At 71.8% G+C, this 19,851-nt stretch carries 14 protein-coding genes and 4 pseudogenes; 13 read left to right on the forward strand and 5 right to left on the reverse strand.

Annotated elements, in window-relative coordinates; translation table 11 throughout:
• Positions 1–104: 104 nt before the first annotated feature.
• The 12 genes and pseudogenes from ACQ86L_RS19135 (at position 105) to ACQ86L_RS19190 (ending at position 13,824) form a co-directional block, all read left to right on the forward strand.
• A pseudogene (locus ACQ86L_RS19135) lies at positions 105–907 on the forward strand (TrmH family RNA methyltransferase).
• Positions 908–953: 46 nt separating this feature from the next.
• Positions 954–1,307 carry an ArsR/SmtB family transcription factor gene (locus ACQ86L_RS19140; RefSeq protein ID WP_434316798.1) on the forward strand — a complete coding sequence of 118 codons (354 nt, stop codon included), beginning with the start codon at positions 954–956 and terminating at the stop codon, positions 1,305–1,307.
• A complete protein-coding gene (locus tag ACQ86L_RS19145; RefSeq protein WP_434316799.1) occupies positions 1,304–2,344 on the forward strand; it encodes an SRPBCC family protein in 1,041 nt (346 codons plus the stop codon). The genes ACQ86L_RS19140 and ACQ86L_RS19145 overlap by 4 nt, the downstream gene beginning before the upstream one ends.
• 32 nt (positions 2,345–2,376) lie before the next feature.
• The gene (pheS, locus tag ACQ86L_RS19150; RefSeq protein WP_434316800.1) at positions 2,377–3,417 is read left to right on the forward strand and encodes a phenylalanine--tRNA ligase subunit alpha; all 1,041 of its coding nucleotides are present in this window, start codon (positions 2,377–2,379) and stop codon (positions 3,415–3,417) included.
• Positions 3,417–5,959, forward strand: a pseudogene (pheT, locus tag ACQ86L_RS19155) (phenylalanine--tRNA ligase subunit beta). The gene pheS and the pseudogene pheT overlap by 1 nt, the downstream one beginning before the upstream one ends.
• Positions 5,960–6,293: 334 nt before the next feature.
• Positions 6,294–7,342, forward strand: a pseudogene (gene argC, locus ACQ86L_RS19160) (N-acetyl-gamma-glutamyl-phosphate reductase).
• A pseudogene (gene argJ, locus ACQ86L_RS19165) lies at positions 7,339–8,492 on the forward strand (bifunctional glutamate N-acetyltransferase/amino-acid acetyltransferase ArgJ). Before argC ends, argJ begins: the two co-directional pseudogenes overlap by 4 nt.
• Before the next feature lies 1 nt (position 8,493).
• Complete coding sequence (gene argB, locus ACQ86L_RS19170) at positions 8,494–9,414, forward strand: acetylglutamate kinase (RefSeq protein ID WP_434316801.1); 921 nt, start codon at positions 8,494–8,496, stop codon at positions 9,412–9,414.
• Complete coding sequence (locus ACQ86L_RS19175; protein ID WP_434316802.1) at positions 9,411–10,640, forward strand: acetylornithine transaminase; 1,230 nt, start codon at positions 9,411–9,413, stop codon at positions 10,638–10,640. Before argB ends, ACQ86L_RS19175 begins: the two co-directional genes overlap by 4 nt.
• Positions 10,641–10,684: 44 nt before the next feature.
• Positions 10,685–11,623 (forward strand): ornithine carbamoyltransferase, encoded by a 939-nt coding sequence (gene argF, locus ACQ86L_RS19180; RefSeq protein ID WP_434316803.1) that lies wholly within the window; start codon positions 10,685–10,687, stop codon positions 11,621–11,623.
• On the forward strand, positions 11,620–13,077 hold the full coding sequence (gene argH, locus ACQ86L_RS19185; RefSeq protein ID WP_434316804.1) for an argininosuccinate lyase: 1,458 nt from the start codon (positions 11,620–11,622) through the stop codon (positions 13,075–13,077). The genes argF and argH overlap by 4 nt, the downstream gene beginning before the upstream one ends.
• 117 nt (positions 13,078–13,194) lie before the next feature.
• A complete protein-coding gene (locus ACQ86L_RS19190) occupies positions 13,195–13,824 on the forward strand; it encodes a DNA-3-methyladenine glycosylase (RefSeq protein ID WP_434316805.1) in 630 nt (209 codons plus the stop codon).
• Positions 13,825–13,915: 91 nt separating this feature from the next.
• Here the strand turns inward: ACQ86L_RS19190 and ACQ86L_RS19195 are convergent, their stop codons facing one another.
• Both ACQ86L_RS19195 and ACQ86L_RS19200 read right to left on the reverse strand, forming a co-directional pair.
• Positions 13,916–14,515 carry a hypothetical protein gene (locus ACQ86L_RS19195; RefSeq protein WP_434316806.1) on the reverse strand — a complete coding sequence of 200 codons (600 nt, stop codon included), beginning with the start codon at positions 14,513–14,515 and terminating at the stop codon, positions 13,916–13,918.
• Positions 14,512–15,138 carry a DNA-binding protein gene (locus tag ACQ86L_RS19200; RefSeq protein ID WP_434316807.1) on the reverse strand — a complete coding sequence of 209 codons (627 nt, stop codon included), beginning with the start codon at positions 15,136–15,138 and terminating at the stop codon, positions 14,512–14,514. The genes ACQ86L_RS19195 and ACQ86L_RS19200 overlap by 4 nt, the downstream gene beginning before the upstream one ends.
• Positions 15,139–15,305: 167 nt before the next feature.
• Here ACQ86L_RS19200 and tyrS point away from each other — a divergent pair, with 167 nt between their 5' ends.
• Complete coding sequence (tyrS, locus tag ACQ86L_RS19205) at positions 15,306–16,637, forward strand: tyrosine--tRNA ligase (RefSeq protein WP_434316808.1); 1,332 nt, start codon at positions 15,306–15,308, stop codon at positions 16,635–16,637.
• Here tyrS and ACQ86L_RS19210 read toward each other — a convergent pair.
• The 3 genes from ACQ86L_RS19210 to ACQ86L_RS19220 are packed head-to-tail and all read right to left on the reverse strand — an operon-like array spanning position 16,615 to position 19,642.
• Positions 16,615–17,688 carry a hypothetical protein gene (locus ACQ86L_RS19210; RefSeq protein ID WP_434316809.1) on the reverse strand — a complete coding sequence of 358 codons (1,074 nt, stop codon included), beginning with the start codon at positions 17,686–17,688 and terminating at the stop codon, positions 16,615–16,617. The genes tyrS and ACQ86L_RS19210 overlap by 23 nt on opposite strands.
• The gene (locus tag ACQ86L_RS19215; protein WP_434316810.1) at positions 17,685–18,596 is read right to left on the reverse strand and encodes a glycosyltransferase family 2 protein; all 912 of its coding nucleotides are present in this window, start codon (positions 18,594–18,596) and stop codon (positions 17,685–17,687) included. Before ACQ86L_RS19215 ends, ACQ86L_RS19210 begins: the two co-directional genes overlap by 4 nt.
• On the reverse strand, positions 18,593–19,642 hold the full coding sequence (locus ACQ86L_RS19220) for a glycosyltransferase family 2 protein (RefSeq protein WP_434316811.1): 1,050 nt from the start codon (positions 19,640–19,642) through the stop codon (positions 18,593–18,595). Before ACQ86L_RS19220 ends, ACQ86L_RS19215 begins: the two co-directional genes overlap by 4 nt.
• Positions 19,643–19,851 lie beyond the last annotated feature (209 nt).

Consider the following 19,851-nt stretch of genomic DNA (forward strand, 5'->3'; position numbering starts at 1 on the left):
CCGACGAGGGGCACGTCGTTGTCACTTCCGGGCCCGAAAAGTGACAACGACGTGCCCCTCGGCGGTGACTGCGGTGAGGTGCGCCACGCCGATAGGCTGTGCGCATGCTTGACAACCCGCGCTCCCCGCGCGTCCGCGCCGTTGCGAAGCTGGCGAAGCGTCCCGCCCGCGCCGAGACCGGGCTCTTCCTCCTCGAAGGGCCCCAGGCCGTCTCCGAGGCGCTCACCTACCGGCCCGAGCTGGTCGTCGAGCTGTACGCGACGCCGACAGCCCTGGAGCGTTACCAGGACATCGCGCAGACAGCGGTGGAGGCCGGCGTCGACGTCGAGTTCGTCACCGAGCACGTGCTCGACACGATGGCCGACACCGTCACGCCGCAGGGCTTCGTCGCCGTCTGCCGCCAGTTCCCCACCTCCGTCCGCGACATCTTCGCCGACGAGCCGCGGCTGGTGGCGATCCTGGAGGAGGTGCGCGACCCCGGCAACGCAGGCACGATCATCCGCGCCGCCGACTCCGCGGGCGCCGACGCCGTCGTGCTGACCGGCCGCACCGTCGACCTCTACAACCCCAAGGTCGTCCGCTCCACGACGGGGTCGCTGTTCCACGTCCCGGTCGCGGTCGGCGCCGACCTGGCGGACGTCGTCGGTCGCGCACACAGCGCAGGACTCCAGGTGCTCGCCGCGGACATCAAGGGGAGGACCTCCTCGCCGCCCGCCAGGAGGGCCAGCTCGCCCGGCCGACCGCGTGGGTGTTCGGCAACGAGGCCCACGGGCTCGCCGACGACCTGCTGGGGCTGGTGGACCGCGTGGTGACGGTGCCGATCTACGGCCGCGCCGAGTCGATGAACCTCGCGACGGCGGCGTCGGTCTGCCTGTACGAGTCGGCCTTCGCGCAGCGCTCCGAGTGACTAATAAGGCTTGCGTTATATAACGCAGACTTGATAGATTGTCCGCGTGGACGGTCTGGAGGCGGTGGGCGACCCGGTGCGGCGGCGCTTCGTGGAGCTGCTCGCGCGCGGTGAGCGCACGGCCGGTGAGCTCGCGACGCTGGCTGCCGAGGAGTTCGGGATCACGCAGCCGGCAGCCTCCCGGCATCTGCGCGTGCTCCGGGAGTCTGGCGTGGTGGCCTCCCGGGTGGACGGCCAGCGGCGCGTGTACGCACTGGAGCCGGCCGGGCTGGAGGAGGCTGCGGCCTGGTTCGACGGGCTCGCTGCTTTCTGGGAGCAGCGCCTGGACGCGCTCGGTACCGAGCTCGTGCGCGGGCGCAGACGCGCCGACAACCTCCACACCGGAAAGGCCGCCTCATGACCCTCTGGGGAGAGCTCTCCCTCGACGGCCCGCGCCGCTCGGTGACGGTCGAGCGAGAGTACCCGGCGACCGCGGCCGAGCTCTGGGCGGCGCTCACCGAGCCCGAGCGGCTGGCGCGGTGGATCGGGCGCTACGAGCAGTCCGCCGACGGGTTCCGCTTAGCGATGGGCGGCCCCGATACGGACGCCGTGGTCGACGGTCGCGTGCTGGCCTGCGATCCGGAGCAGCGCCTCCTGATCACCTGGCGCTTCAGCGGCGCCGGCCAGGTGGAGGCGCCGACCGAGCTGGAAGCCGTCATCCGGCCCGCGGGGGAGGGCCGCGTCCTCCTCACCCTCACCCACCGGCGCGTGCAGGCGGTCACCGCCTCCGTGTACGGGGCGGGCTGGCAGGACGTCCTCACCCACCTGGCCCGCGAGCTCGGCGCGGAGGCGTCGCCGCAGGAGCACGACGGCTACCTCGGCGAGGCCGCCGACCCGGCCGCGTTCGACGCCGCGCTGGACGAGTACCGCAGCGAGGAGGCGGCGCTCGTGCGGGCGACGACGACCCGCGTGGGCGACCGGTCCGCCGTGTCGCTGCAGCGGCTGCTCGACGCGCCCGTGGACGAGGTCTGGGACGCCCTGACGCTGCCCGACCGGGTCGGCCGCTGGCTGTGGCCGGTCGTGGAGTGGCCCGACGACCCTGCGCGCGAGCGCCGGCTGCGTCGCGGCGACGTCATGCGGCTCGGCGACGAGAACATCGAGGGCGCCATCCAGGAGCTGGAGGTGCTCGAGCTGGACGAGCGCGTCCACCTGCGCTTCACCTGGGGCGACGCCGCGCTGAGCATCCGCCTGGAGGAGACCGATGACGGCACCCTGCTCTCGCTGGAGCAAGACGGAGTGAAGGACATCTTCGGCGCCGGGCGGCTGCGCTCGGCGCCCGACTTCGCGGCGGGCTGGCACACGCTGATCGACCAGCTGACACTCCTGCTCGCGGGGCTGACCGTCCCGGCTCCCGACCGACTGTGGGAGGCCGCGTACCTGGTCTACTCGGCGGAGTAGCCTCTCCGCTCGCCCGGCTAGACTTGGGAACCGTGTCCGAAACCACAGAAATCACCGAGGAGTCCGTCGACGCGGCCGTCGCCGCAGCGCTCAGCGCGATCGACGCCGCCGGCACCTCGGACGCGCTGAAGGCCGTCCGCCACGACCACACCGCGGAGGGCTCCCCGCTCGCCCGGCTGAACGCCGCCATCCGCTCGCTCCCGGGTGACCAGAAGGCCGCGGCCGGCAAGCTCGTCGGCGGCGCCCGCGCCCGCGTGAGCCAGGCGTTCGCCGCGAAGGAGGCCGTGATCGCGGCCGAGGAGGACGCCGCCCGGCTCGCCGCCGAGGCGGTGGACGTCACCGCGCTCCCGACCCGCTGGACGCCCGGCGCCCGGCACCCGCTGAGCCTCCTCCAGGAGCGCATCGCCGACATCTTCGTCGGCATGGGCTGGGAGGTCGCGGAGGGCCCGGAGCTGGAGAGCGAGTGGTACAACTTCGACGCGCTCAACTTCGACGCCGACCACCCGGCGCGCGCGATGCAGGACACCTTCTTCGTGGAGCCCACGAACGCGCACCTCGTGCTGCGCACGCACACCTCCCCGGTGCAGCTGCGCGCCCTTCTTGGCAACGAGCTGCCGGTCTACCGCATCGCGCCGGGCCGGGTGTTCCGCACCGACGAGTTCGACGCGACGCACCTCCCGGTCTTCACCCAGACCGAGGGCATCGCCGTCGACAAGGGCCTGACGATGGCGCACCTGCGCGGCACGCTCGACCACTTCGCCAAGACGCTGTTCGGCGAGGGCGCGCGCGTGCGCCTGCGTCCCAACTACTTCCCGTTCACCGAGCCGAGCGCCGAGCTCGACCTCTGGCATCCGACCTTCAAGGGCGGCGCCCGCTGGATCGAGTGGGGCGGCTGCGGCATGGTGAACCCGAACGTGCTGCGCTCGGCGGGCATCGACCCGGAGGTCTACTCCGGGTTCGCGTTCGGGATGGGCGTCGAGCGGGCGCTGATGTTCCGCAACGACGTCAAAGACATGCGCGACATGGCCGAGGGCGATGTCCGGTTCTCCCAGCAGTTCGGAATGGTGGTCTGATGCGCGTCCCCCTGAGTTGGCTCGGCGAGTACGTCGACCTCGAGCCGGGCACCACGGCCGAGGAGGTCCACGCCGCCCTCGTGTCCGTCGGGCTCGAGGAGGAGGACGTCCACACCTTCGAGATCAGCGGCCCGGTGGTCGTCGGCCAGGTGCTGGACTTCGTGGAGGAGCCGCAGAGCAACGGCAAGACCATCCGCTGGTGTCAGGTCCGGGTCGCGCCGGAAGGCCAGAAGGCGGCCGACGGCGGCGAGGCCGTGCACGGCATCGTCTGCGGCGCCCGCAACTTCCTCGTCGGCGACAAGGTCGTGGTGACGCTGCCCGGCTCCGTGCTGCCCGGCCCCTTCCCGATCGCTGCGCGCAAGACCTACGGCCACGTCTCGGACGGCATGATCGCCTCCGCGCGCGAGCTCGGCCTCGGCGACGACCACGAGGGCATCCTCCGGCTGTCGACGCTCGGTCTCGACCCGGAGGTCGGCACGGACGCGATCTCGCTGCTCGGTCTGGACGACACCGCGGTGGAGGTCAACGTCACCCCGGACCGCGGTTACGCGTTCTCGATCCGCGGCATCGCGCGCGAGTACTCGCACGCCACCGGCGCGGCCTTCCGCGACCCTGCCGACGCGGTGCGCGTCCACTCGACGGGCGCGCACGCCCACGGATTCAGCGTGACGATCGACGACCGCGCCCCCATCCGCGGCCGCATCGGCGCGACGGTGTTCGTGACGCGCGTGGTGCGCGACGTGGACGGCAGCCGGCCGACCCCGCCGTGGATGGTCGCCCGGCTCAAGCTCGCCGGCATCCGCTCCATCTCGCTGATCGTGGACATCACCAACTACGTGATGCTGGAGCTCGGCCAGCCGATCCACAGCTACGACCTCGACAAGCTCTCCGGCGGAATCACCGTGCGCCGCGCCCACCCGGGCGAGACGCTCGTGACGCTGGACGACCAGACCCGGGTGCTCGACCCGGAGGACCTCCTCATCACCGACGAGTCCGGCGCGATCGGCCTGGCCGGCGTGATGGGCGGCGCGTCCACCGAGATCGGCGCGGGCACGAGCAACGTGCTGGTCGAGGCCGCCAACTTCGACCCGGTGTCGATCGCCCGAACCGCCCGCCGGCACAAGCTGCCGAGCGAAGCGTCCAAGCGCTTCGAGCGCGGCGTCGACCCGCGCGTCGCCGTCGCCGCTGCGGCGCGCGTCGTGCAGCTCCTGGAGCAGCTCGCCGGCGGCCACGCCGACGAGCTCGGCTCGCTGCTCGACACGGCGGGGGAGGCCGAGGCCATCCGCCTGCCGAGCGACTACATCCCCAACCTGATCGGCGTGGAGTTCACCGACGACGAGGTGCGCGGCGCGCTCGCGGAGATCGGCGGCACCGTCACCGGCGACGCCTCCGGCCTGCTGGTCGTGCCCCCGAGCTGGCGCCCCGACCTGCGGGACAAGTCCGACCTGGCCGAGGAGGTCGCCCGCATCGTCGGGTTCGACCGCATCCCATCCGTGCTGCCCGTCGCGCCTCCCGGCCGCGGTCTGTCGCGCGCCCAGAAGCTGCGCCGCGCCGTCGCCCAGATGCTCGCCGACAACGGCGCGACCGAGGTGCTTGCGTTCCCGTTCGTCTCGGAGGCGCAGAACGACCTGTTCGGCTCGCCCGAGGCCGCCCGGTTCCCGCGGTCCGCCTCGCGAACGCGCTGGACGCGACCGCCCCGTACCTGCGGACGTCCCTGCTCCCCGGCCTGATCGACGTGGCCAAGCGCAACCTCGCGCGCGGCCTGGTGGATCTGCGCGTCTACGAGCTGGGCACGGTGTTCCTGCCCGGCGGAGGCGTGCTCGGCAGCGAGGAGCTGCCGCTCGGCGCGGCCCTCCCCGGCGACGACGTGCTGGCCGGCCTGAACGCGGGCATCCCCGCCCAGCCGCGCCACCTGGCCGGCCTGATCATCGGCAACCCCGTGGAGAAGCAGCCGGGCCAGACGCCGGTCGCGGCCGGTCTCGCCGACGCGCTCACCGCCGTGCAGCAGACGGCGACCGCGGTGGGCGTGCGCGTGGAGCCGGTGCAGAGCCGCCACCAGGCCTTCCACCCCGGACGCACGGCCCAGCTGGTCGCGCACGCCGCGGACGGCGCGCGCGTCGTCGTCGGCTACGCCGGAGAGCTGCTGCCCGCGATCGCGGAGGACCTCGACCTCCCGCGCGTGGTCGCCGTCTACGAGCTCGACCTGGACGCCCTCATCGCCGTGGCGCCGGCCGACATCGTCGCCGGTGTGATCGCGGGGTTCCCTGCGGCGACTCAGGACCTGTCGCTCGTCGTGCGCGAGGAGGTGTCGGCGGGAGAGCTGCTGACCGCGGTCCGAGAGGGCGCGGGCGCGCTCCTGGAGGACATCCGCCTGGTGGACGACTACCGTGGCGCCGGCCTCCCGGCCGCGCACAAGAGCCTCACCTTCGCGCTGCGGTTCCGCGCCGACGACCGCACCCTCACCGCGGCCGAGGCCAGCGAGGCCAAGCTCGCGGGCGCTGCCCGCGCCGACGAGCTCTTCGGCGCCCACATCCGCGAGTAGTAGCGCCCCCGATTTGTGCCGAATGGCGCGTTCGGCGCCGCCAAACGCGCCATTCGGCACGAATGCGCTCCCTCGCACTTTTGGCGCAAATGGTGGTTACGACGGCGGCTTTCGCGCCATTCGGCACGAATGGTCGCTGTGTGACGGCGGCGATTTGGCGACCGGCGGGGGCGGGGCGCTAGGGTGGTCTACATGCTTACTGTCGGTGCCCCCTCGATGCGCCGACGCCTGCGCGACCGCCGAATCTAGGCGGCGCTCGGGCGACCCTTCGCGGTCGGACAGGGGCGTCGCCGGATCATCGGCCCCCTGTCGTCCATCCCATCAAGGAACAAGCATGACTTTCTCGGTTGCCGTCGCCGGTGCCTCCGGGTACGCGGGTGGCGAGTTGCTGCGCATCCTCGCCGACCATCCCGACTTCGAGATCCGCACCGTGACCGCGCACAACAACGCCGGTCACCCGCTCGCCGCGCACCAGCCGCACCTGCGCTCGCTCAGCCACCTCACCCTCACCGAGAACACGACGGAGAACCTCGCCGGTCACGACGTCGTGTTCCTCGCGCTGCCGCACGGCCGCTCGGGGAGGTGGCCGCCGACCTCCCCGAGGGCACCCTCGTGGTCGACGCGGGCGCCGACCACCGGCTGGACGACCCGGCGGACTGGGCGGCGTTCTACGGCGGCGAGTATTACGGCTCCTGGGCGTACGGCGTCCCCGAGCTCATCGTCGGCGCGGACGGCGCCAAGCAGCGCGCTCACCTCGCCGGAGCGACCCGCATCGCCGCACCCGGCTGCAACGCGAGCGCCGTCTCGCTCGCCCTCGCGCCCGGCATCCACGCCGGCGTGATCGAGGAGGAGGACCTCGTCAGCGTCCTCGCCGTCGGGCCGTCCGGCGCCGGGAAGTCGCTCAAGACGATGTACCTGGCCAGCGAGATCCTGGGCTCGGCGAACCCGTACGCGGTCGGCGGCACGCACCGGCACATCCCGGAGATCCAGCAGAACCTCCGCAAGGCGGGAGCGAACGCGCCGACCCTCTCGTTCACCCCGGTGCTCGTGCCGATGTCGCGAGGCATCCTGGCGACCTCCACCGCCCGGGTGAAGCCGGGGGTGACCGCCGCCGACGTGCAGCACGTGTGGGAGGCCGCCTACGCGGACGAGCCCTTCGTGCACGTCCTCCCCGCCGGGACCGTGCCGCGCACCGCGGACGTGCTGGGCTCGAACACCGTGCTGATCGGGGTCGCCCTCGACCAGGCGGCGGGCCGGGTCGTCACCGTGCTCGCCATCGACAATCTGTACAAGGGAACGGCCGGCGCGGCGATCCAGTCCGCGAACCTCGCTCTCGGGCTCAACGAGACCGCCGGCCTGAGTGTGAACGGAGTCGCGCCATGAGCGTCACCACTGCCAAGGGCTTCTCGGCCGCCGGGGTCGTCGCCGGCCTCAAGTCGAGCGGCAAGCGCGACCTCGCGCTCGTCCAGAACCGTGGGCCGCTCACCGCGGCCGCCGCGGTCTTCACCACCAACCGCTGCAAGGCGAACCCCGTCCTCTGGAGCGAGCAGGTCATCGCCGACGGCGTGGTCTCGGCCATCGTCCTCAACTCCGGCGGCGCCAACTGCTACACCGGCTCGCAGGGCTTCCAGACCACGCACGCGACCGCGGAGGCGGTGGGCGCCGCGCTCGGCGTCTCCGCCGGCGACGTGCTGGTCTGCTCCACCGGCCTGATCGGCGACCAGCTCGACGTCGGCAAGCTGACCGCGGGCGTCGCCCAGGCGGCCACCGCGCTGGCGGGCGACTCCGGGCTCGGCGCCGCCGAGGCGATCATGACGACCGACACCCGGCCGAAGCAGGCCGAGCAGGTCTCCCCGGCCGGCTGGTCGGTCGGCGGGATGGCCAAGGGCGCAGGGATGCTCGCGCCGGGCCTGGCGACCATGCTCGTCGTCATCACCACGGACGCCGTGCTCGACTCCACGCAGCTCGACACCGCCCTCCGTGCGGCGACGCGCGTCACGTTCGACCGGCTCGACTCGGACGGCTGCATGTCGACCAACGACACCGTCGCGCTGCTGGGGTCCGGCGCGAGCGGCGTCGCGCCCGACCCGGCCGAATTCACGCTCGCGCTCACGGAGGTGTGCCGCAGCCTGGCGAAGCAGCTCCAGGAGGACGCCGAGGGGGCGTCCCACGACGTGACGATCGAGGTCGTGAACGCCCGCACCGAGGAGGACGCCGTGACGGTCGGCCGCGCGGTGTCGCGGTCCAACCTCTTCAAGGCGGCCATCTTCGGCAACGACCCCAACTGGGGCCGCGTGCTCGCCGCGGTCGGGACCACCGACGCCGAGTTCGACCCGTACGGCATCGACGTCTCGATCAACGGCGTGCAGGTCTGCACGGCGGGGAGCCGGACCAGCCGCGCGACCTCGTCGACCTGACGCCGCGCGCCGTGCACGTGCTCGTCGACCTCCACGCGGGCGACGAGACGGCGGCCATCCTCACCAACGACCTGACCCACGACTACGTCCACGAGAACAGTGCCTACTCCAGCTGAGATGACGACAGAGACCGACGACAACGACACTGCGGAGGCCGCCGAGCGCGCCGCCGCCGCGGACAAGGCCGCGACCCTCATCGAGTCGCTGCCCTGGCTGAAGACCTTCCACGACCGCATCATCGTCGTGAAGTTCGGCGGCAACGCGATGGTGAACGAGGACCTCCAGCGCACCTTCGCGGAGGACATCGTCTACCTCCGTTACGCGGGCCTCCGTCCGGTGGTCGTGCACGGCGGAGGGCCCCAGATCTCGGCGATGCTCGACCGGCTCGGCATCGAGAGCGAGTTCCGCGGCGGGTACCGCGTCACGACGCCGGAGGCGATGGACGTCGTGCGCATGGTGCTGACCGGTCAGATCAACCGCGACATCGTGAGCAACATCAACAAGCACGGACCGCTCGCAGCCGGCCTCTCCGGCGAGGACGCGGGGCTCTTCCAGGGCCGCAAACGCGCAGCCGTGATCGAGGGCGACGAGGTGGACTTGGGCCTGGTCGGCGATGTCATCGGCGTGAACCCGGAGGGCGTGCTCGCCCAGCTCGACGCCGGCCGCATCCCGGTGGTCTCCTCGATCGCGCCCGACATCGACGACCCGGGGCAGGCGCTGAACGTCAACGCCGACGCCGCGGCGGCCGCGCTCGCTGTGGCCCTCGGGGCGGCCAAGCTGGTCATCCTGACCGACGTGGCCGGTCTCTACAGCGACTGGCCGAACCGCGACTCGCTGCTGTCCAAGATCGCGGCGCCGGAGCTGCGCGAGCTGCTCCCGTCGCTGGAGTCGGGCATGATCCCCAAGATGTCGGCCTGCCTGGACGCGGTCGACGGCGGCGTCCCCAAGGCCGCGATCATCGACGGACGGGTGGCGCACTCGATCCTGCTCGAAGTGTTCACGCAGTCCGGAATCGGAACGGAGGTGGTGCCGGCATGACCGCGCAGCTCGCACACAGCACGGACGCGAACACCCGGGGGCGGTGGAAGCCGCGCTTCGGCGACGCCATGATGCGCACGCTGGCGACCCCGAAGCTCATGCTGGCCCGCGGCGAGGGCTGCCGGGTCTGGGACGTCGACGGCAACGAATACCTCGACTTCCTCGCCGGCATCGCGGTCAACTCGCTGGGCCATGCGCATCCGGCGCTGGTGGAGGCCGTGAGCAGCCAGGTGGCGACGCTCGCGCACGTCTCCAACTACTTCTCCACGCCGCCGCAGCTGGAGCTCGCCGAGCGCCTGCGCGCGATCACCGGCGCGGGCGAGCAGGGCCGCATCCTGTTCGGCAACTCGGGCGCGGAGGCCAACGAGGCCGCGTTCAAGCTGGCGCGGCTCAACAAAGGCCCGCACGGCAGGCGCACACGGGTGCTCGCCCTCCACAACGCCTTCCACGGCCGGACGATGGGCTCGCTGGCGCTCACCGGCAAGCCGCCGATGCGCGAGGCGTTCGAGCCGCTGCCCGGAGGCGTCGAGCACATCGACTCGACCATCCCGGCGCTGGAGGCCGCGATCGACGACCGCGTCGCGGCGCTGTTCGTGGAGCCGATCAAGGGGGAGGCCGGCGTGCTCGACCTCCCGGAGGGCTTCCTCCAGCGCGCCCGCGAGCTCACCGAGCAGCACGGCGCGCTGCTGATCATCGACGAGATCCAGACCGGGATCGGCCGGACCGGACGCTGGTTCGCCTACCAGCACGCCGGCATCCTGCCCGACGCGATCACGGTCGCGAAGGGCATCGCCGGGGGCGTGCCGATCGGCGCCCTCATCACCTTCGGCCGGGCGTCCGAGCTGTTCAGCCAGGGCCAGCACGGCTCCACTTTCGGCGGCAACCCGCTCGCGACGGCGGCAGGCAACGCGGTGATCGCCGAGATCGAGCGCGCCGACCTGGTCGGCAACGCCGCCCGGCGCGGGGAGGAGCTGCGCGCCATCCTGCGCTCGTACGACTCGCCGCTGATCGGCGACGTGCGCGGCGCCGGCCTCCTGATCGGCGTGGGCCTCACCGACGGCGAGGGCCACCGGCTCTCCGACGCGGCGCTCGCCAACGGCCTCATCATCAACGCGCCGAACGAGTCGAGCATCCGCCTCGCGCCGCCGCTGATCGTGGGCGACGCCGAGCTCGCGGAGTTCCGCGAGAAGTTCGGCCGCGCACTCGCCGACGTGCACGCCTCCTGACCACCTCCTGACGCAGCTCCCCGGACGCAGACAAAGGACCCCCGATGACACGTCATTTCCTCCGCGACGACGACCTGAGCCCGGCCGAGCAGGCAGAAGTGCTCGACCTGGCAGACCGGCTGAAGGCCGACCGCTTCTCCGCGAAGCCGCTCGCCGGCCCGCAGACCGTCGCCGTCATCTTCGACAAGACCTCGACCCGCACGCGCGTCTCGTTCGCCGCCGGCATCGCGGACCTGGGCGGCAGCCCGCTGATCATCCAGAGCGGCGAGAGCCAGCTCGGCGGCAAGGAGTCGCTGGCCGACACCGCGCGCGTCCTGGAGCGGATGGTCGCCGCGATCGTCTGGCGCACGTTCGCGCAGGCCGGGCTGGAGGAGCTGGCGGAGGGCACGACCGTTCCGGTCGTCAACGCGCTGTCGGACGAGTTCCATCCCTGCCAGATCCTCGCGGACCTGCAGACGGTCCGCGAGCGCAAGGGCCGCACCGCGGGGCTGACGCTCGCCTTCTTCGGCGACGGCGCCAGCAACATGTCGCACTCGTATCTGCTCGGCGGCGCGACCGCCGGCATGCACGTCCGCGTCGCTGCTCCCGCGGCGTACGCGCCGGACGCCGCCGTGGTGGCCGACGCGGCCGCCATCGCCGAGCGCACCGGCGGCTCGGTCGCCGTGCTGACCGACGCCAGGGAGGCCGCGGCCGGCGCCGACGTCGTCATCACCGACACCTGGGTGTCGATGGGCAAGGAGGACGAGAAGGCCGAGCGCGTCGCCGTCTTCGGCGACTACACGGTGAACGCCGAGCTGATGGCGCTCGCGGCGGACGACGCCGTGTTCCTGCACTGCCTGCCCGCCTACCGCGGTCTGGAGGTGACGGCCGACGTGATCGACGGGCCGCAGTCGGCGGTCTGGGACGAGGCCGAGAACCGCCTCCACGCCCAGAAGGCGCTGCTGGCCTGGCTGCTTGCGAAGAACGAGGAGGGGGCGGCATGACCGCGGACACCGCAGACGGCGTCGGCAAGACCGACGAGGGCAAGCTCTGGGGCGCGCGCTTCGCGGGCGGACCCTCGCCCGAACTGGCCGCGCTGAGCAAGTCCACCCACTTCGACTGGGCGCTCGCCTCCTACGACATCGCGGGCTCCCGCGCCCACGCCCGCGCGCTCGCGGCGGCGGGCTACCTGGACGACGTCGAGCTCGCCGGGATGCTCGGCGCCCTGGACGTCCTGGAGGCCGACGTGGTCTCCGGATCGTTCGCCGCCGCCGAGAGCGACGAGGACGTCCACGGCGCCCTGGAGCGCGGCCTGATCGAGCGGGCGGGCGCCGAGCTCGGCGGCAAGCTGCGCGCCGGCCGGAGCCGCAACGACCAGATCGCGACGCTCGTCCGCCTCTACCTGCGCGACCACGCGGGCATCATCGCGGAGCGCCTGATCGCGCTCATCGACGCGATCGCCGCCCAGGCGGACGCGCATCCCACCGCGATCATGCCCGGCCGCACCCACCTCCAGCACGCGCAGCCCGTCCTGCTCGCCCACCACCTGCTCGCGCACTGCTGGCCGCTGGTGCGCGACCTGGAGCGGCTGGCGGACTGGGACCGTCGGGCGAACGTCTCGCCGTACGGCTCCGGCGCGCTCGCCGGCTCCACCCTCGGGCTCGACCCGCTGCTGGTCGCCAGGGAGCTCGGCTTCGCGACCAGCTCGGAGAACTCGATCGACGGCACCGCCGCGCGCGACGTCGTGGCCGAGTTCGCCTTCGTCGCGGCGCAGATCGGCGTGGACGTGTCGCGCTTCGCCGAGGAGATCATCCTCTGGAACACGCGCGAGTTCGGCTTCGTCACGCTGGACGACTCCTACTCCACCGGCTCGTCGATCATGCCGCAGAAGAAGAACCCGGACATCGCCGAGCTCGCGCGCGGCAAAGCCGGGCGACTGATCGGCAACCTGACCGGCCTGCTGACCACGCTCAAGGGCCTCCCGCTGGCGTACAACCGCGACCTTCAGGAGGACAAGGAGCCGGTCTTCGACTCGGTGCAGACGCTGGAGGTCGTCCTCCCCGCGTTCGCCGGGATGGTCGCCACGCTCCGTTTCCACACCGACCGGATGGCGGAGCTGGCGCCGCAGGGCTTCTCGCTCGCGACGGACGTCGCCGAGTGGCTGGTCAAGCAGCACGTGCCGTTCCGGAACGCCCACGAGATCACCGGCAGCCTGGTGAAGTTCGCGGAGGACCACGGCCTGGAGCTGAGCGACCTGACCGACGCGCAGCTCGCGGCCGTCTCGCCGCTGCTGACGCCCGAGGTCCGCTCGGTGCTGACCGTCGACGGCTCGGTCGCGAGCCGCACGGGAGCCGGCGGGACCGCTCCCGACCGGGTGGCCGACCAGCTCGCCGCCCTCACGGAACGCGTCCGCGCACTCACCCGCGCGCTCGTCGCGACTCGACGGGACCTCGGCTGATGGCGAAGCGGCCGGGGTGGCTCATCCCGCTGGTCGTCGTCGTGGCCGTCGCGGTGATCGTGATCGGGCTCATCGTGACGGTCGTGGCCGGCGGCCGGATCTTCTGAGCCGGCGCACATGACGCTCCACCGGCCCGGACGCGACGTGTTCACCGCGTCGGCGCTGGAGGTCGCCCCGATGCTGCTCGGCGCGGTGCTCCGCCACGAGACGGAGGAGGGCGTCGTCGCGATCCGCATCACCGAGGTGGAGGCCTACGTCGGCGACGGCGTCGACCCTGGGTCGCACTCCTTCCGCGGCCGCACGAAGCGCAACGCGGTGATGTACGGGCCGCCCGGGCATGTGTACACGTACTTCACGTACGGGATGCACGTGTGCGCGAACGTGGTGTGCTCGCCCGAGGGGGTGTCCTCGGCGGTGCTGCTGCGGGCGGGGGAGGTCGTGGAGGGCGCCGAGCTCGCGGCGCACCGGCGTGGAGGTCCGACCGGCCGAACTGTCCCGGCGCGCGACCTCGCACGCGGGCCCGCGCGGTTCGTCGTCGCCGCAGGCATCCTGCTGTCCGAGAACGGGTCCGACGTGCTCGCGCCGCCGTTCGATCTCCAGCTGCCGAGCGAGCAGCCGGCCTACGAGACCGGTCCGCGCACAGGTGTCTCCGGCGCCGGAGGAAGCGTCACGTTCCCGTGGCGCTACTGGCTGCCCGGCGACCCCACCGTCTCCCCGTACAAGCGCCACCCCAAGTCCCACGCCTGAAAGACCGCCGAGGGGCACGTCGTCGTCACTTTCGGCCGCGAAAAGTGACAACGACGTGCCCCTCGGCGAGGTCGGAGGGCGTGGGAGAGGGTCAGGCGACGGCGAAGCGGAAGAGGCCGGCGCAGACGCAGGCCCAGATCAGGCTGACGAGGGTGCCGATGATGAACCGCTCGCGCGCCTCCGGGGCCTCCAGCTCCGTGAAGCGGCCGACGCCCTTGACCGCGATGATCACGCCGAGAGCCTCGGGGAAGCCCGCCATGATCGAGCCGGTCGTCGCGAAGCGCTCCAGGTAGCCGATCGTCGTCCCTCCGCGCAGCACCTCGCGCGTCTCCTCCAGCCCGCTGACGCGGTCGTGCACGACGATGCCGCCGTGGAGGCCGGGCACCGACGTGCTCCGCGTCGCGAGCGCCAGGGCGAGCTGCGCCGCGGGTCCGCCGCCGACGACGCTGAGCGCGAGCGCGACGAGGCCGATGAGCACCCGGAAGACCAGGGGAGCGCCGTGCTGGGGGAGCGCGACGAGGAGGAACGCGAGGCCGAGCAGACCGACGGCGGTGTAGACCAGCGGCCGGCGCGGCGTACGGAGCGTGGCGATCATGCAGCACACCGCGGCGATGGCGCTGATCAGCGCGAGCGCCCACAGGATGACCGGCAGGACGGTGGCGAGGAGCTGCGGCACGGGCAGGGACGTCATCCATCCTCCGGTCGTTCGGCCGACTGCTGGGCTGCGTCGGCGGTCCCCAACAGCCTAACCAGGGCCGGCTGGGCCGCGAGGTCGGCGCGCAGGCCGGCGGCGCGGGCGCGGTCGTTCGCCGACTGCGGGGTGATGCCGAGCCGCGCGCCTGCCTCGGCCTGGGTCAGCCCGGCGGCGACGAGGTCGTAGAGCTCCCAGCCGGCCTCGCTGCGGCCCGCCCGCAGCGCCAGGAGGAGGCCGACGAGCGCCTCGACATCGGCGGCGGCCTCCGGCGCGACGACCGCCTCCGCGGCGAAGCGCAGCGGCGTGCGCTTGGCCCGGGTGACCGCGGCCCGGGCGGCGACGAACGCGTCGCCGCTGGCCTCGCGCGTGGCATCGGGGAGGGGCGAGCGCACGTCGCCGATGCCGAGGCCGACGCTCCAGGCGTCGCCGCGCGCGAGCGTCAGGACGATGTCGAGGGAGGTGGCGGCGTCCGCGGTGAGCGCCTGGAGCTCGTCGCCGGCGTTCCGGTCGGCGGGGAGCGCGAGCCGCTCGCCGTGGCGCTCGTTCAGCGCGGCGAGTGCCGGCGCGACGATGTCGGGCCGGCTGCGGCTGCCGACCTGGTCGGCGGTGACGACGAACACGGGGACCTCCTCGGGCTGCGCTCCGGAATGGATGAGGCGAAGCGAACATCAGGGCTGTGGACCTGATCCAGACTCTATCAGGTCCTGAAGCCTGATTCAAGCCTCATCAGGCCTGGAGACCTGATCATCGGACGGGGTGGAAGGACCGCCGCTGCTACTCTGTGGGAGTGCCAGAAACCGCCGCAGCAGCAGACCGGAGCAGCGCAGAGCAGAGGCTCGCAGCGCAGACCAACGACCCCACGTTCGACGACGTCTGGGACGAGCTGAAGTGGCGCGGACTCGTCCACGTCTCCACCGACGAGGCCGCGCTCAAGGAGCTCCTCGCCGGTGACCCGATCACGTACTACTGCGGCTTCGACCCGACCGCGCCGAGCCTCCACCTCGGCAACCTCGTGCAGCTCCTGACCATGCGCCGCCTCCAGCTCGCCGGCCACCGGCCACTCGGCCTCGTCGGCGGCTCGACGGGCCTCATCGGCGACCCGCGGCCGACCGCCGAGCGCACGCTGAACACCAAGGAGACCGTCTCCGAGTGGGTCGGCTACCTCCGGCAGCAGGTCTCGCGCTTCCTGTCGTCGGAGGGCGACAACGCCGTCCGCCTGGTCAACAACCTGGACTGGACGGCCCCGCTCTCGGCGATCGACTTCCTGCGCGAGATCGGCAAGCATTTCCGGGTCGGCACGATGCTCAAGAAGGACGCTGTCGCCGCCCGGCTCAACTCCGACGAGGGCATCTCGTACACCGAGTTCAGCTACCAGATCCTGCAGGGCATGGACTTCCTGGAGCTCTACCGGCAGTACGGCTGCGTGCTGCAGACCGGCGGCAGCGACCAGTGGGGCAACCTGACCAGCGGCACCGACCTGATCCGCAAGGTGGAGGGCGTCCACGGCCACGCCATCGGCACCCCGCTCATCCTGAACAGCGATGGCACCAAGTTCGGCAAGAGCGAGGGCAACGCGATCTGGCTGGACGCGAGCTTCACGAGCCCCTACGCGATCTACCAGTTCTGGCTCAATGCCGACGACGCCGACGTGATCGACCGCCTCAAGGTCTTCACCTTCCTCCACCGCGCCGAGATCGAGCGCCTGGAGCGCGCGGTCGCCGAGGAGCCCTTCCGCCGCGAGGCCCAGCGCACCCTGGCCTACGAGGTGACGGCGCTCATCCACGGCGCGGAGGCGACCGAGGCCGTCATCGCGGCGTCCGAGGCCCTCTTCGGCCAGGGCGACCTGGCCGGGCAGGACCGCGGCACGCTGGAGTCGGCCCTCCGCGAGCTCCCCAACACGACGACGGCCTCCTCCACGACGATCGCCCAGGCACTGGTCGACACCGGGCTCACCAAGAGCCTCGGCGAGGCCCGCCGCGCGGTCGCGCAGGGCGGCGTGTACGTGAACAACGCGAAGGTCGAGGACGCGGAGTTCGCCGTGGGCGACCACCTGCTGCCGGGCGGGATGGTCGTGCTGCGGCGCGGGAAGAAGACGCTCAGCGGCGTGTTCGTGGAGTAGCCAGCGCCGCTGAGAGCCAGTCGGTCAGAGCGGAGAAGCGCTGAGCGACGAAACTCTCGAGGCGATCGGCGACGGCAGGGTCGGCGCGAGGCGGCGCTGCGCGCAGTCGTTCGTACGCGGCGGTGAGGCCGGCCCGGTCATCGACGAGCTGCAGCATGTCGCCCGCGACGGGAACCAGCTCCTCGACCGCGGGCGTACGGCGGGTGACGACGATCCGCCCGGCCGCCAGGCCCTGCCAGACCTTGTTCGCGACGACGGATCGCGCTTTCGCGGAGTCCCCGAAGATGCCGAGGACGACATCGGCCTCGTAGATGTGCTCCAGCAGCTCGCGATGGCTCATCGTGTCGTGAAAGAGGCAGCGATCCGCGATTCCTGCGCGCTCGATAACCGCTCGCACGGGCTCGCGTGGCCCGTAGGAGACGAGTTCGAGGGTGATCCTGGGATCCGTCGCCTCCAGGGCTTCGAGCGCGAAGGGGAGGCCGTGCAACGGGATGTTGCCGCCGAAGTACAGCATTCGCAGTGTGCCGTCCGGCTCGCGCGGCGGGCGTGGCCGGATCCATGCCGGGGCCCCGACCGGGAGGCCGAGAACAGGCGTGGCCGTCCCGTGACGGTCCCGAAGGGCCTGTGCGCGGACCTCGGTGTCGATCAGATACAGGTCCGCCCACCGCACCGACAGCGCGTCGACCGTGCGGAGCAGACGCGCACGAGGAGAACGTGCGGAGGCGTACCCCCAGTCCTCGATGGCCGTCTCGTACTTTCGCACGAACCCGTCGACGATCAGCGGAATGCCGCGCAGCCGTGTCACCAGCCGGGCGAGGGGAACGAAAGGGAGCGAGAACTCCGAGAGGACGGCGGCGTCGGCGCTACGGGTGTCGCGCCACATCGTGACTGCGTCGGCGATCAGTCGCAGGGCTTTCGGCCCATCGACGCGGCGAAGGGAGACCCGCACGGCGAAGCCTGTCGCCTCGAGGTGCTCGCGGATCCGCGCGTTCCTCGGGTAGCCGGTGTCGTGTACGCGGAGCTGAGCGACGACCGGTTTCGGGACTGTCATCGCGCGACGCCCGCCGATGATCCCGCAGCTGCCGCGATGCGACTCATCCGGTTCAGCCGTCGCATCAGCGGGCCCCTTTCGGCAGGACGGAGACCGGCGATCGTGGCGGCGAATCTCCGGATGTCACCGGTGACGCCGGCGGGCGTCTGGTCGGGCGGGAATCCGGCGCGCCGCCATTCGAACCACCGCGGGACGAACCCCAGGCTGCGCTCCGCAAGCTCGTCGAACGACTGCTGGACGAGCGGATTCGCGGAGCGAGCCTGCCACCAGGACGGCTGAGCAGTCGTCTGGGTCGGTGTGCGGCGATAGATCATGCGCGGGAAGCGGAGGCGTTCGATGCGGTGACCGGCGCTGGCGGCGCGCAGATACAGGTCGAAGTCCTCACTCGCGATGTCGCTGCGCCAGCCGTCCAGCGCACGCACCGCATCGGTTCTGGCCAGCATGGTGGGTTGCATGAACGGATTCGTCAGCAACAGGATGTACGGCGCCGACGCGGGTGAGATCGCGTACGGCTTCTGCGGCCGGACGATCGCGCTACCCTCCCTCCACTCGACTCCCGTGGTGAAACTGAAGTCGACCCCGCGTCGGAGTCGTCGCAGCTGAGCGGCGAAGCGCCCGGGAAGCGAGATGTCGTCCGCGTCCATCCGGGAGAGCAACGGAGTGTCCACGCGGTCGAGGAGGAGATTGCACGAGCGCGCGATGCCGAGTCCGGTCTCGTCCTCGAGCACCTCGACGCGTCGGTCCGGGACCCTTCGGGCGACCGACTTCGTCCCGTCGACGCTGCCGTCCGACCGCACCAGGACTCGGCCGCTGTCGGGAAGCGAGGACAGGATGCTGCGGATCGCGGTCGCGATCGTGCGTTCCGCATTGCGCGCCGTGATGATCACGGTGATGGCCTCATCGTTCACGCGTCGGGCTCCTCTCGGTGCGATGGCCGGCGGACTCGGCGACCGAGATCGAGGACCGCGAGCGCCGACCTCAGCGCGACCGGCAGGAGCGCGGGCACCGTGCGGAGGAGCGTCACGGCGGCGGCGATGCCGAGCGATCGCCGGGCGATCGAGGGTATCGACAGTCCTCGCGCGTGTCTGCACGCGAGCAGAAGGGCCTCGTCGATGGCCGCCCTGTCGGCGTTCCAGCGCACGGCGGTCTTCACGGCGGCGAGGCAGAGGAACCGGGCGGTGAAGAGGTCTCGAAGCGACGGGGTCGCGGCGTCGTTCAACAGGGCGAGCACGTCGTCGTGAGCACGCTCGAGCGCACGGAGATCGGGTTTGCGCTTCCGGGTGATCGAGCCGGGCAAACGGATGTACGTGTAGACGGTCTCTGGGATGAGGCGGGCGCGCCGAGACCGTGCGATCGCTCTTGCGACTCCCACGATGTCGCTCTGCGACACGATCAGGGGGAACGGATCGACGCCGAGCGACGTCCGCCGGAACAGCTTCGACCACAGAAAGCCGTGGATCGTGCCGTCGAGCAGGAGCACGGCCGCCGCGGGCGCGTCGATGTCCTGCGGGGCACCGACCTCGGCGCCGTCGATGCGCCGACGCTCGTGTGCGTCCTGCCCCCACTGGAAGTCGGCGCGGCCGACGACCAGGTCGACACCCTCCGCGTGTCCGCGCAGAGCGGCGAGCCCGCTCTCCGTCCAGTCGTCGTCGTGGTCGACGAACCAGATGAACTCCCCGGTCGCGCGAGCAAGCGCCTCGTTGCGACGTGCGGCGACCCCCGCATTGTCGGAGTGGCGAACGTAGGCGATGCCGTCCGCCTCGCCGATGCGCTCGCCGAGTCGGTCGGCGCTCCCGTCGGTCGAACCGTCGTCGACGACCAGGACATCGACGCCCTCGACGCGGGAGAGACGGCGGAGGCGCTCTGCGAGCTGGTCTGCGCTCGCGCCGACATTGCGGAGGCTCAGGATCACCGTGGCGGATGGCGGTGGATCGAGTGCGGGGGAATCGGTCATCGTCAGGGTCGGCTCCAGTGATGAGGCTCGCGGATACGGCGGCTTTATAGTCTAACCTGTCACCATCTGACAGACCAATATCAAACCCATATTTCACCTACGGTGCGCTTCCTCCGCCGCCGGGATGGAGCCTCGTGAATCGCGCGTTGTCGTTCGCTCGACTCCTTTCCGGCTACCTGGCGGTACCGCTGCTCAATGCCGTTTCGCCT

It is taken from the genome of Leifsonia sp. P73, from assembly GCF_051059105.1.
GTDB lineage: Bacteria > Actinomycetota > Actinomycetes > Actinomycetales > Microbacteriaceae > Leifsonia.

Coding starts and splice junctions, on each gene's coding strand:
- ACQ86L_RS19145 (WP_434316799.1), top strand. CDS start 1,304: ATGACCCTCTGGGGAGAGCTCTCCCTCGACGGCCCGCGCCGCTCGGTG.
- argB (WP_434316801.1), top strand. CDS start 8,494: ATGACGACAGAGACCGACGACAACGACACTGCGGAGGCCGCCGAGCGC.
- ACQ86L_RS19175 (WP_434316802.1), top strand. CDS start 9,411: ATGACCGCGCAGCTCGCACACAGCACGGACGCGAACACCCGGGGGCGG.
- argF (WP_434316803.1), top strand. CDS start 10,685: ATGACACGTCATTTCCTCCGCGACGACGACCTGAGCCCGGCCGAGCAG.
- argH (WP_434316804.1), top strand. CDS start 11,620: ATGACCGCGGACACCGCAGACGGCGTCGGCAAGACCGACGAGGGCAAG.
- ACQ86L_RS19190 (WP_434316805.1), top strand. CDS start 13,195: ATGACGCTCCACCGGCCCGGACGCGACGTGTTCACCGCGTCGGCGCTG.
- ACQ86L_RS19195 (WP_434316806.1), bottom strand. CDS start 14,515: ATGACGTCCCTGCCCGTGCCGCAGCTCCTCGCCACCGTCCTGCCGGTC.
- ACQ86L_RS19210 (WP_434316809.1), bottom strand. CDS start 17,688: ATGACAGTCCCGAAACCGGTCGTCGCTCAGCTCCGCGTACACGACACC.
- ACQ86L_RS19220 (WP_434316811.1), bottom strand. CDS start 19,642: ATGACCGATTCCCCCGCACTCGATCCACCGCCATCCGCCACGGTGATC.